The 12,875-nt window shown below is 36.2% G+C and carries 9 protein-coding genes and 4 pseudogenes; 5 read left to right on the top strand and 8 right to left on the bottom strand.

All coding sequences use genetic code 11. The annotated features are described in order from the left end of the window. Window positions 1–5 precede the first annotated feature (5 nt). Window positions 6–2,369 carry a tetratricopeptide repeat protein gene (locus L0B53_RS04010; protein WP_235059164.1) on the top strand — a complete coding sequence of 788 codons (2,364 nt, stop codon included), beginning with the start codon at window positions 6–8 and terminating at the stop codon, window positions 2,367–2,369. A 276-nt stretch (window positions 2,370–2,645) separates the two neighbouring features. Here the strand turns inward: L0B53_RS04010 and L0B53_RS04005 are convergent, their stop codons facing one another. Beyond that, on the bottom strand, window positions 2,646–2,873 hold the full coding sequence (locus L0B53_RS04005; protein ID WP_409202784.1) for an IS30 family transposase: 228 nt from the start codon (window positions 2,871–2,873) through the stop codon (window positions 2,646–2,648). Between the two features lie 192 nt (window positions 2,874–3,065). Further along, window positions 3,066–3,491 (bottom strand): annotated as a pseudogene (locus L0B53_RS04000) (transposase); the annotation flags it as partial. Between L0B53_RS04000 and L0B53_RS03995 the strand changes: the two are divergent. Then, a pseudogene (locus tag L0B53_RS03995) lies at window positions 3,491–3,622 on the top strand (ISL3 family transposase); the annotation flags it as partial. The pseudogenes L0B53_RS04000 and L0B53_RS03995 sit on opposite strands and share 1 nt — an antisense overlap. A gap of 287 nt (window positions 3,623–3,909) precedes the next feature. On the opposite strand, the gene L0B53_RS03990 reads toward L0B53_RS03995, so the two are convergent. The 6 genes and pseudogenes from L0B53_RS03990 to L0B53_RS03970 form a co-directional block, all read right to left on the bottom strand. Next, window positions 3,910–4,278 (bottom strand): hypothetical protein, encoded by a 369-nt coding sequence (locus L0B53_RS03990; RefSeq protein WP_235059163.1) that lies wholly within the window; start codon window positions 4,276–4,278, stop codon window positions 3,910–3,912. A 91-nt stretch (window positions 4,279–4,369) separates the two neighbouring features. After that, window positions 4,370–6,025: an arylsulfatase gene (locus L0B53_RS03985; protein ID WP_409202783.1), complete on the bottom strand. Its 1,656-nt coding sequence runs from the start codon at window positions 6,023–6,025 to the stop codon at window positions 4,370–4,372. A gap of 547 nt (window positions 6,026–6,572) precedes the next feature. Further along, a pseudogene (locus L0B53_RS03980) lies at window positions 6,573–6,854 on the bottom strand (ISAs1 family transposase); the annotation flags it as partial. Window positions 6,855–6,961: 107 nt separating this feature from the next. Then, window positions 6,962–8,104, bottom strand: coding sequence for an IS66 family transposase (gene tnpC / locus L0B53_RS03975; protein WP_409202795.1), 1,143 nt, complete (start codon window positions 8,102–8,104; stop codon window positions 6,962–6,964). A gap of 17 nt (window positions 8,105–8,121) precedes the next feature. Continuing rightward, window positions 8,122–8,295, bottom strand: a complete 174-nt coding sequence (locus L0B53_RS19560) for a DUF6444 domain-containing protein (RefSeq protein WP_409202794.1) — start codon at window positions 8,293–8,295, stop codon at window positions 8,122–8,124. A gap of 295 nt (window positions 8,296–8,590) precedes the next feature. After that, window positions 8,591–9,257 (bottom strand): annotated as a pseudogene (locus tag L0B53_RS03970) (hypothetical protein); the annotation flags it as partial. Between the two features lie 272 nt (window positions 9,258–9,529). Here L0B53_RS03970 and L0B53_RS03965 point away from each other — a divergent pair. The 3 genes from L0B53_RS03965 (at window position 9,530) to L0B53_RS03955 (ending at window position 12,714) form a co-directional block, all read left to right on the top strand. Continuing rightward, on the top strand, window positions 9,530–10,150 hold the full coding sequence (locus L0B53_RS03965; protein ID WP_235059162.1) for a hypothetical protein: 621 nt from the start codon (window positions 9,530–9,532) through the stop codon (window positions 10,148–10,150). Between the two features lie 119 nt (window positions 10,151–10,269). Then, a complete protein-coding gene (locus L0B53_RS03960; RefSeq protein WP_235059161.1) occupies window positions 10,270–11,991 on the top strand; it encodes a spermidine synthase in 1,722 nt (573 codons plus the stop codon). 444 nt (window positions 11,992–12,435) lie between these two features. Then, the gene (locus L0B53_RS03955) at window positions 12,436–12,714 is read left to right on the top strand and encodes a hypothetical protein (RefSeq protein WP_235059160.1); all 279 of its coding nucleotides are present in this window, start codon (window positions 12,436–12,438) and stop codon (window positions 12,712–12,714) included. Window positions 12,715–12,875: the final 161 nt, after the last annotated feature.

Raw genomic sequence — 12,875 nt, 5'->3', positions numbered from 1 at the left:
TGATAATGAATATAGCCTTTAATAAAATGCATTCTTTATTATTATTAATAATAATAATAATAATAATTTTATCTTCATACAAATCATTAGCTGAACCTATACACTCAGTAACAATATCTGCAGATTTAAAAACACCCGTATCTAAAATAAATAAAACGCCTTCAAATATTCAACAGTCCAACTTATTATACACTGGATCGGAAAGTTGTATTGATTGTCATAGAGGTCAGTACAAAGAATGGAAAGGTTCAGACCATGATATGTCAATGCGTCATGCTGATAAAACATCAGTTTTAGGTGATTTTAATGATGCATCTTTAATCAGTCGAGGTGTTGAACATAAGTTTTTTAGAAAAGGATCTGAATATTGGGTAGCAACTACAAACAAAATGGGGCAAATCAAGGAATACAAAGTGAGTTATACTTTTGGTTTTGATCCCTTACAACAATACATGGTCGAATTTGAAGATGGAAGAATTCAACTTATTGCTCTGGCGTGGGACTCAAGAACAAAAGAAGAGGGTGGACAACGTTGGTATGATCTTTACCCTACGATGACACCTGAAAATAATTTCTTTTGGCTTAATACTGGTCAAAATTGGAATTTTATGTGTGCTGATTGCCATTCAACAAATTTAAGGAAAAATTATAATGATAAGCAAGATCGTTATAATTCAACTTGGTCAGAAATTAATGTAGGTTGTGAAGCATGTCATGGTCCTGGTTCTAATCATATAGAGCTTGCAAAGGAAAAAATTCCAAATAAAAGTGAATTTAATAAAGAAAACAATTATGGCTTAGATCGAAGTATCAAAAAGTCAGTTAATCACTGGTTATACCGTGAAGGAGAAAATACACTTTATCCACAACAGACTAATCCAACAGCGCAAATTAAAATGTGTGCTCAATGTCATAGTCGTCGAACTCAATTAAATGAAGATAAAGCCAATGTGAATGGTGACTTTTTAGACAGTTATCAGCTAAGCTTGATAACGTCTTCTTTATATCATGATGATGGTCAAATTTATGATGAAGATTATGTATACGGATCATTCTTGCAGTCTAAAATGCATGAAAGTGGTGTTGTTTGTAGTAATTGCCATAACCCTCATACAACTAAACCTAAATTACCGGAACCCGCTCTTTGTACACAATGTCATGTAGCCTCTGAATTTACACCTGAAAATCATACTTTTCACAAAGTCAATTCTACGGGTTCTCAATGTAGTAATTGTCATATGTCTTCTACTGTTTATATGCAGGTCGATGGGCGGCGTGATCATAGCTGGAAAATACCTCGTCCAGATATTAGTGAGGTAACCAATGCACCAAATGCCTGTACCTCTTGTCATGAAGATAAAGATAATCAATGGGCTAGTAAACAATTACAACAATGGTTTCCTCATTCCAATTTTGATGAGGAGAAAAATTTCGCATTAGCCTTTGCTGCTGATAGGGTTAATAACCCTGCAGCAACTAATGCATTAGCATACATTGCACAAAATCAGGTTGAATCTCCAATAATTAATGCTTCAGCAATAGAAAGATTAAACAGATACCCAGGTAAAAATAGTTTAATTTCATTAGCACGTGGAGTAAAACATCAAGATAGTTTGGTCCGACTAGCAACAATAAAGGGCTCGGAACCATACGCTTATGATGATCGTTGGCCACTAATATCACCTTTGTTAGACGATGAAGTTCTTGCTGTTAGAACTAATGCGGCAAGTGCTTTATTACGCGACTGGCAAAAAATGACATTAATTGAAAGAGATAAGATTCATAAACCATTACAAGAATATATCGAAATTCAAAGATTTAATCTTGATAGAGGTTTTGGCAATGTTAATTTAGCAAATATTCATCGTGCTCAAGGTGAAGTTGAACAAGCTATTTTTTATTATAAAAGAGCAATATCTATAGAGCCTTATTATATTAATAGTTATATATCGCTTTCTGAAATTTATCGTTTGAAGAAGAATGAATCAGATGCGCTCAAATTCCTGTTGTTAGGAGTGAAAAATAACCCGAATTCAGCAGAGTTACATTATCGAATAGGGTTAGCTTATTATCGACAAAAGTTAGTAGATAAAACAGCATTACACTTAAAAAAATCTATAGAATTAAATAATATCAACCCACAATATTTATATGTTTATGGGTTATTTCAAGAAAACTATAATCTTAATGAATCAAAAAGATCATTAACAAATGCATTTTCAATTAGTCAGCAACCTCAACATCTTTACGCATTATGTGAGGTATTAATACGGAATAAGCAGCATGAAGCCAGAGCATGTATTGAACAATTAACACCTATTGCACCAAAAGGTGTGGTAGATAGATTAAATAAAAGTCTAGCACGGTAAATAGTCATCTAGGAGGCATTTAGTTAGAGTTGTTATTCTTAAGCAGTGTGAAAGTTTCTCGGTAGAGCTTGGATATATTGATTTATGGTTACAAGTTAATATTACTGAAAACTTTCACACAGCTGCTAAGTAGACAGCTAAAGATTAGGCTCTTCTCCGCTTAAGGGCATAGAGGAGAACTACACAAAATGTTTAATTTTTGGGCATTCAACATTTTATATGGGGAACTGATTTAAAGATCTCGCGGATTTCAGTCGCCAGTGCGACACCCGTTAATTATGCAACTAAACAAAGCTCATCGTAAACCTCATTTGGCGTTTTATATCCAAGGAGTTTCCGTGGCCTATTATTGAGTTTATCTTGGATAAGGCTGATTTGAGCATCCGTTACTTTATCCAATGCCATTCCTTTAAGTAGATACTGACGTATCAAGCCATTATGGTTTTCATTTAGGCCTCGTTCCCATGAATGATAAGGGTGTGCAAAGTACGTATCAACCGCCAAAGCTGCCTTTATTTGTGCGTGATAAGCAAATTCTTTCCCATTATCAAACGTGATTGTCTTCAGCTACTCTTTTTCTGACTGCAAAAGCTCAATGATCACGGCTGTGACTGCCTTCGCATGTTTTGACGATGCTCGGCCAATAAGCATCTTTTTACTCACACGGTCGTCAAGCGTCACTAGGACCATAGGTATCTACACAAATTGAGCAAAAAACGAACTGGATAACGCTTTCATCCTATTGATTTCCTCTGTCGTGTAAGTGTTTAATACCTCGCACATTTGCAAGAATACCCAGAGGCCAGCAAGCAAAGCTGAATGTGTCACTGGCTTTGAACGCTTCGTCAAACGCCCACTTAATTTCACTAAAAAACCTTTAAATTCATTCGCTTCTTCTGACTTATCCGAGTAAAGCTTGAAAACGAGCGTCGTCGCAACACTGGCTACTATTAATCGTTTGAGTATCAATTCACCCGTTGTTTGTTGCCATTTCTCAATCTGAAGTCCATTCGTTTTCAATAGTTTGAACCAAGACTCTATATTCCAACGGTGGCAATACCACATCGCTATCTCTGTCGCATCAACATCGAAAACATTCGACAATAAATACCACCTTGCCACGAATGGAAGGTCTGAATAGTTTGTTTCAAGCAGCGAGGTCGAGGGCTCGTGGCTATAGAAATACAGCCACGTTCATCACTATGATCTATATGATAGCGAGCCCCGCCGCTGAAATATTGAAATCCACTTGAAACGTCGAAGAGCCTCTTATTCTTACACGCTTTTTAGGATGATTAGCGTAAGCTTCTTGTAAAGTGATGAGCTCATTATGACTTAGTGGTTTTACGGCTTTCATTGTATTTTAAAACCCTGATTTTAAACTAAAAGTGAGCTCAAAAAAAGGACGGTATTTTACCGTTAATTTTTAAGCACCTACTTAATTAAGTAGCTGCATGAAAGTTATATTGATATTTCACTGACATTTATGTTAATGCGGGATTTTGAAATATGTATAGCGATATAAACACGCTCTTGATATTTATTCTTCCATTAGAACTTTTATTAGTAATAGTTTTTGCTTATCAGTTAATGGCATACTTCTTAGCAGTGCTGAAACTGCTGAAACTTGTGAGCTATTAGTTTCTCCAACCTGCGTGGATAAACTCTCTGAAGCTATGATTTCTTTGTGAGCACTTTCTTCAGTTTTGATTACTTTATTTTTTTGTTGTATAAGTACAGGTCTTTCCTGTGAAGAATGTTTAACCCTTGTCTCATATTGCGTCATGCGGTTTAAGTTTTCCATCACAGCATCTTGATTATTATTAGTTTCAAATAATATAGTGCTATTAGCACTAGATGTAGCAGAAAACACATATATTATAAAGAATAGATATTGTTGTTTGAACATAAATTCATTGTATTCCTTTGCATTTTAAATAAATTTAATAAAATTAAGGTAAGAATCTACCCTTACCTTAATTATTATTTAAATGTATAAATTATTTATCGACTTTAGATTCTCCAGGACCGATACCAAATTTATCATACACCATGTCACTTGCTCCTGACATTGTAAATGAGCCAGGTCGTTGCGATGGTGGATAATCTTTATATGTCATTAAGTGTTCTTTAACTAATTCATTTGCTTTATAGAAAACAAAAATGTGATTAAAATGCCAATCCCAATAAACATTTGAATTATTATCAGCTCTTTCAAATGGGTCTCGTCTTAAGTTAAATATCTTAGGTAGTCTTAACCAAGTAAATGGTTCTGCCCATAATTTAGCAGTTCTTTCTCGCTGCTCACCATAAACAATCTTCCAAGCAGTCGATACCCCATTTGGTGTTACTTTATTTGCATCACCAGATGAACCACTCATATTTGGCGTGCCTGTTTGATATTTATCTTGGTCGTAACGAATTGCTACTATTTGAGCATCTGCATTGTAATAAATGAATTCTTTACGTGCAGATTCTTTTACTTTTCCTTGTAAATAAGGCAATTGATTATAACCGTCTAAATGAACTTTAAATTCCTTATTATTGGCTTTATATCCACCTTCTAATAGCTTCGATTTCACATCTTGGTCGCCAGCTGCAGCAGCTAATGTAGGTAACCAATCCAAATGACTCATCATTCCATTTAGAATCTTACCACCAGAGATATCACCATCAGGCCAGCGTATCATCATTGGTACACGATAAGCACCTTCCCAGTTTGTTTCTTTTTCTGAGCGGAAGTTTGTAATTGCCCCATCTGGCCATTCATTGAAATGTGGCCCATTATCAGTACCATAAATAACAATTGTATTATCAGCAATACCTTTATTATCTAGATAATCTAATAAAACACCAATATCATGATCATGTTGCACCATTCCATCATTATAGAAACCTTGACCGGATGCTCCTCTCCATTCATCGCTAATGTGAGTAAACATATGCATACGTGATGCATTCCACCAAACAAAGAATGGTTTATTTTCAGCTACCGACTTATCCATAAATTTTATGGCTCTAGCGGTGATATCCTGATCTACTGTTTCCATGCGCTTGATTGTTAATGGTCCCGTATCTTTAACTTTACCATCAGCAAAAGAATGAATAACACCACGAGGCCCATATTTATTTAAGAATTCTGGGTCAGTTGGATAATCTTGATCTTCAGGTTCTTGCATAGCATTTAAATGGTATAAAAAGCCATAGAACTCATCAAAACCATGTGCAGTAGGTAGATTTTCATCTCTATCACCTAAGTGGTTTTTACCAAATTGACCAGTAACATAGCCTTGATTCTTCATTATTTCTGCGATGGTAACATCATCTGCAGCTTGCCCTTGGGGTGCTCCAGGAAGACCAACTTTAGTCATACCCGTTCTCAATCCAGCTTGCCCCGTAATAAAAGATGAACGGCCGGCTGTGCATGATTGTTCTCCATAATAATCGGTAAAAGTCACTCCTTCATTTGCAACTCTATCAATATTGGGGGTGTTATATCCCATTAATCCGTTATTCCAAAAACTAATATTTTGTAACCCAATATCATCTCCCCACATAACTAGTATATTGGGTTTTTCTGTTGCAGCTTGTGCCGTAATAGTTGGGACACTCAATCCAACTAACATCAGGCTTGCAATTAAATTACGCTTTAACATAGTTACTCCTTTATGAATACATATTAAGCAGAGAAGAAAATATTTCAGGATATTCCCTTGTGATCACAAATAAAGATCAACAACTTATATCATAAAATTTTCACACTACTAATTAAAGATAGTGTCTATAATTTTATTTATCTATAGGTTAGTTAATTTTAATTTTAATTTTATAAAATATAAGCGAAATGACTCTACACAAGTAGAAACTAAAATGTTTTTGAAAGTTGTATCATTGTGGTTATTATTCCATATCAATATGTTATATAAAAATAATTCTCACACCGCTACTTATCTTAAAAGTATTATTGAATTCGACTTTCCGCATCTAATTTAGAAATAAACCAGTTGATCAATGAATGCAGAAACGTGACTATCATTTTTAAATTGTTTACCATCCCCAAGAGCTCCATAAATCATTACAGCGAGAGAAGTTACCTTCAAGTCTTCTAAGTGGACATTAAAAAGTTTTCGAGAATTTCATCATACTTGTATTCTTTCAATATCAATAAGTTACATTAATATAACTTTCACTCTGCTACTTACAGTCCAAAACATAGCATTGGCGAGATTTTATACGACCATGTCCCTCTTTGAATAAGATATCATCTGCAACATTATTTGCACGCTGAGTTGAGAATGCATTTTCTATCGCTTTCCGAAGCTTTTCTTGGTTACTCTTCACTGCAAGCAAGTCATCTCCATCTTGACCTACCATGCCTTTTGCTATTTTGGTTTGGCAGGCCATCGTATCAATGGTCACCAAGGCTCCCTTAATGTCTAGCATCTTTATCAACTCAAGGATTACCGTTATTTCATTGCTTTTTTTGCTCAGCCTTCACGATGATATGACCCTCGTAGTGTTTTTCCATCTATTACTACGACTGTAAACGTTCACCGGGATAGTTTGATTTATTAAAAATGGGCGGGTACGCCCTAAAGATCAAAGACGTTCGGGTACGGTTTCTTCTCAACGACTGATGTGATGATATCGCTCAGCACTGACATTGCTGATAAGCCACGTTTTTTGCAGGTTTCGATAAGTGTATGAATACGGCTACGGAATTTATCGCCTGCATCCGAGGTCGTTCCGAAACTGATTTTCCTTTGAATGACAAAACCTCTAATACATCGCTCAGCTTCATTATTGGTTAAGGGGATTGATGTTTTCTTGAGGAAAACCCACAAACTTTCTTTATGTTTGAGCAGTAATTTACATCGCCCCCGATACCGCTTGACCATGACACCTGTCCCTTTGCTCAACCAATGATCAAATGATTTTTGTAGCCTGTGCATTCGCCTTAAGTACAGTGAATAATCCAATTTACCTTGCTCGTAACGATGCCGAGTATGGAAAATGACGTTTGTCAGTAAACAAAGGTGTTTGCCAATATAAGCAGTATGGCCACCGCCACTATAATCCGCCATTTGTTGAAGGTTACGCTTCACATGCGCCCAACATAACTGATGACGGTTTGCGGCTATCCAGTTATAGCTTGGGCACTGGTCGCTGACCACAATACCTGTATAGTTTTCATCAATGACCTTTTTCGCTGATGAGGTCGAGCGTGAATACAGTATTTGTTCATAGACAAGGTCATCACTGGCCACTAACCAACACCAACGAAGGCTTTGTTCATCATTTCGGTGGTGTGAGGTTTCGTCAGCATGAACCAAAGGCGCTTTCTTTAACGCGTGTTTTATTGCTTGATGTAATGGCGTCAACATTGAAGCGACTTTTGTTTGCGCTTCGCTAATCGCACCAACAGAAAAGGTTGTGCCAAGCTGCTCTTTGAGCAGTGATTGAATTTTTCGAACGCTGAGGTGATATTGTCCTGCAAGCACACCCATGCAGCTTAATAAATTGGGACCGATGATCCCTTGTGATACATTGTCAGGCTTTTGCGCTTTCACTGTCTCATTACAGTGGCGGCATTGACCTGAGAATAAACGGTATTCGGTGATATCAACAGTGGGCTTAGGTATATCAAAAACTTGATGACGGCGGTAGTAAGGTCCACCATGAACATCAATATCAGACTGAGCACAACAAGGACAAGTATCTGGGAAGCAATCGATAACGACATCAGTTGTTTTCAGTGGTGAGAGTTTTCGTTGATGCCCTGTGTGGCCTTCTTTAGCTCCTCTCGAATTGCGACCACCAGAGCATTCATCTTTTTTCGCTCATGGCGATCTTTAGGGCTATCTGATGAGGGAGATTTTGAAGAGTTTTTGGAGCTAGTGGTGAGTTTATCTTCATAAGTGGACACTAAAAAGTTTTCGGGAATTTTATCATAGTGGTGCTCATTCAATATCAATAAGTTACATTAAGATAACTTTTACACGGCTACTTAATGTCGGAGCTGTTCCCACAGCTCATCAATAAGTACCTTAGCCTCATTAAAATCAGAGACTTTAGGTGGTGCGGTTTGGTATTTAGGTGCTTTTTTTCGAGTCATATTATTATGATAAAGCTCTAAAGTGAGTATTCAATCGTTAAAATTGGTTCAAGTGAGTAAGATCACATTTTTTCTGTCAATAGGGTTTGGTGAACACTTACGAATGTGTCACTGGTTTTGAACGCTTCGTCAAACGCCCGCTTAATTTCACTAAAAAAACCTTAAATTCATTCGCCTCTTTTGACTTATTCGAGTGAAATTTGAACCAAGACTCAATATTCCAACGGTGGCAATACCACATCACTATCTCTGTCGCATCAACATCGAAAACATTCAACAATAAAATACCACCTTGCCAACTCATTGCCTTTTTTATCGGTCACTAAGTTCATAACAAGACGATATTCAGGCGCTTGCGCCGCCATCTTCTGCAACTCAACCATCGCCTTTCCGACAAAAAGATATCCCTCTCTCCCTCGTATTGAAACGACGCCTTTGATATCTGGAGTTAGCTGTCGGCCGATGACCTCAGCCGTTTTAAATTGCCCCTCATAACGGAGGTGGTGGTTTTTTTGTTCGTGTTAACCAATTTATAGCGCCTAAACGTCTTAGGTCTTTTGCTGAATCTGCTTCTCTGTCCATAACGTGGACTAAGGGCTTATCTAAACTCAATTGTTCTTGCTACTGAATACTATCAAACAGCGAGTCCAAATGGTTTTGTTTTGGTTGAATGTCTTGAGACCGGTATTGATGAATTCCCTTTCAGTCAGCAGGTTAAGACCTACGAGAGCAATAGGCTCTCCTGAATCAGCATCAACGAGTAGAGAGTCTTGATTCTAAGAAGCATGGAAGTTGATGTTGTTCAAAAAGAGTCATATTCAGTCTTAATATTAATGGAAGTTACTTCATTGATCACAGTTCTTTAGAGCACTTTCTCATATAAAACGTGGATTACTCAAAAATCAACTATTTTGTGTGGATGCCTATACCTATGGGCTGTTTTTCTGTGTCTAGAATCAAATGTGCCGGTTGTTATGAGAATCTAAGATATTTATAACAAAATAACGTGCTAATATTAATTAATAACAATTACTTGAGGTGAAAAATGGAACGTAAAGGAAGTAAATACCTCCTTATTCTATTGTCTGGTTTCTTTTCTTTGATCTATCAAACGATCTGGGTGAAACAATTGGCTTTAGTTATTGGAATTGATATTTATGCAACAAGTGTCGTTATTAGTGGTTTTTTTACTGGTTTAGCAATTGGTTCGTATTACTTTGCAAAACAGATTCAGAGTGTAAAACTAGCAAAATATGCTTATGTTGCCCTTGAATTCAAAGTAGCTATCTTCTCAATTATTTTGAGCTTAATTCTATATAAAGGTAGTGAACTTTATCTTTTCTTTGACCCCTTTATAGGTAAAGCAGTATTACTGATATTTTGGATACTGATTGCAATCCCTGCCTTCTTTATGGCGGGAACACTTCTAGCTATGTTAAAGCATGTGGAGCAAACACAAGGTAACAATGAGTTATCTGCTGGGCGTTTATATGGTATTAATATTATCGGTGCTGTACTTGGTACCTTATCAACACCTTTTTTATTGATTCCGATATTTGGTGTGATTGGTACAGCTTTAGCTGCAAGTATTTCAAATATTTTACTTGCTGTATTGGCACTGTTCATTTTAACATCAAAAGAGCAGATAGATCCCCCCAATATTTAAGTAATTCTGACTCTAAAAGCCTCAAATACGCGATACAGCCAATACTTTGGGTTTATGGAATATCTGGGTTTATTTCTCTTTCATTTGAAATTATTTGGATTCAACTTATTGTTCAATTCTTGAATACACGCGTTTATGCTTATGCAACTATTCTTGCCACATTTTTAACAGGATTGGCGATTGGCAACTTCTTTGCAAGTCGCAAAAAAATCACAATTAATCAAGCGTGGAATAAGTTAGCACTCGTCACTATTCTTTCTTCTTTAACGGCTATTATCCCAATATACTTTGTTAATGCTAATATTACACAATTACAATTAACAATTAAACATGCCGTTTATGACTTTACTCAACTACAGATGACAGCTAATTTAGTATCCTTTTTATTCATATCTGCTTTCTTTGTTATTATTCCAACATTTTTTTTCGGTTGTGTATTTCCTTATGCTCTGCGAATTGCAAAATCTGAACATACGATATCTGACCAATCTGGTAAATTACTTGCCGCAAATACAATTGCTGGTGTATTAGCTTCAGTATTGATTACTTTTATAGCAATACCAATGATTGGTATTATATGGACAATTAAAGTCATTGCTTTTATCTCATTAATTGCGGGAATTTATTGCTTACTCAGAAGTCATGAAAAATCAAAAGTAGTTATAACTTGTGCTACTGTCTTGTTTATTGGGTTAGTTATTCTTCCTCATGATAAATTAGTCCAGCTACTTCTAGACAAAGAAGGCGGCCATCTTATTTGGTATAATGAAGGTATTGGAAATACTGTCGCTGTGATAGAGCAAGGGCAAGAACCTAGAACATTCCGCCGTCTATTTATCCAGGGGGTATCTAATACTGGGGATATTATGGCTTCAAAACGTTATATGCGTTTACAAACTTATTTACCCCTATTAATCCATGACAATAACCCTAAATCAGCTTTAGTGATTGCATTAGGAACAGGCATTACAGCGGGTGCAATGACAAATTATCCAACATTAGAGCATCGTGATGTTTTTGAGTTATTACCAGAAGTGATCGAAGGCACAAAATATTTTTCAGGCAACTATAATGTCGGTGCTAATCCAAATATTAATATTATTGCTGGTGATGGACGACACCAATTGATGAAAAGTGATCATACTTACGATATGATTACTCTTGAACCACCACCACCAACAGCTGTAGGTGTTTCTAATTTATATTCAGCCGATTTTTATAAACTAGCTAAAAAACACTTAAATAAAGGAGGGATGCTTGCTCAGTGGTGGCCAATTGCAACACAAACTGTGAATGGTTCTAAATCCATAGTTTCCACCATGTTATCACAATTTAGATATGTTTCATTATGGTCGACAGAAATGCATGAAATGTTGTTAATTGGTTCTGACACACCACAAAAAATAGACTCTGCTCATATTAATAATGTAATGTTGCAATCACCAAAATTAAGAGAATCATTAAAAGAAGTTGGTATTTCAAATAGTAGTCAGCTACTCGCTACTTATATGGCAGATACTGAGGCACTGAAAGAATTTGTTAATAATGCACCTTTAATTACTGATAATTATCCATTATTAGAATTTGACCCATGGTCAAATGAATCAGTTATAACGGAAATTATGCCAACATTATTAAAAATGCAGTCATTGCCTCCCTCTTTACCTCAAAAACTAAAAATATCCGTTGATAAAGAGCAACAAAATTTACGATTTTTTTATATAGCGGGAATGGCCGCGTATGAAGGACAGGAGAAAATTGGTGCTCAATATATGAAGTGGGTGTTTGATAATAACCCTGATAACGCATACTTTCAGTGGTTTAATCCCAAAAGAAAATAGCTAAATGGCTATGTTCCCTTTAGCTACCACCAAAGACTTAATACACTGTTTTCGGAAAGTTCTTTGGTGGCGTAACCGCTCATTTTATGGCGTATTTAACCCACTCAGATTAACCTCTATTCTGACATTCATTCTCTTAAAGAGTATCAGATATGACTTCACGACTAACCCTAATTATTGGCAAACTATCATCGACCAATATCAAGCCAGTGGACTCAAAATGAGTGAATTTTTCAGAGAGAACAACATTACCTCTTATATTGCTGAGAAAAAGGGCTATTTTCAGAGGAAATAGCTCTATTGAAAGCAGATTCTTTAGCGAATCTTCTAACTGTTTTATCACAGAAAAAAGAAAGTAGACAAAGAATTAATTATTGAAAATAAGAAGCTTAAAAACAACTTCGCCGTAAAGATAAAGCACTTGCAGAAACAGATGCATTATTGGTGCGTTTACAAGGCGGAATAAGAAGATTAACTCTACTGATAGAGCGTCAATATATTATTCAACTCATTCATGAGGCCGTACAATCAGGTGCTCGCACGTTTGAGACCTGTAAAACTGCAGAAAGAAGTTTAAGAACTTATCGCCAATGGTTAAATAATGGCACGATTATCAAAGATAATCGTACAACAGCCATTCGTCCTGAGCCCGCGAATAAGCTAATAGAAAGTGAAGAGCAGGCAATTATTGACGTGTGTAATCAAGAAGAGCATGCGCATTGACCTCCATCTCAAATCTATCCTAAGTTACTGGATATAGGTGTTTATATTACCTCTCCTTCTACATTTTATCGTATTTTTAAACGGACAGATGAACTCTTCACTACTTAGGTGAGCTTGATTTTCGGATAAAAAATAGAATGAGTCTCTTGCATTGATGTTTA

It is taken from the genome of Vibrio sp. SS-MA-C1-2 (genome assembly GCF_021513135.1).
Taxonomy (GTDB): Bacteria; Pseudomonadota; Gammaproteobacteria; order Enterobacterales; family Vibrionaceae.
This window is presented reverse-complemented; position numbering and strand designations above follow the sequence as displayed.

Bases quoted from the DNA above. Each gene is read 5' to 3' on its own strand.
- L0B53_RS04010 (WP_235059164.1), top strand. From the start codon at position 6: ATGAATATAGCCTTTAATAAAATGCATTCTTTATTATTATTAATAATA.
- L0B53_RS03985 (WP_409202783.1), bottom strand. From the start codon at position 6,025: ATGTTAAAGCGTAATTTAATTGCAAGCCTGATGTTAGTTGGATTGAGT.
- L0B53_RS03965 (WP_235059162.1), top strand. From the start codon at position 9,530: ATGGAACGTAAAGGAAGTAAATACCTCCTTATTCTATTGTCTGGTTTC.
- L0B53_RS03990 (WP_235059163.1), bottom strand. From the start codon at position 4,278: ATGTTCAAACAACAATATCTATTCTTTATAATATATGTGTTTTCTGCT.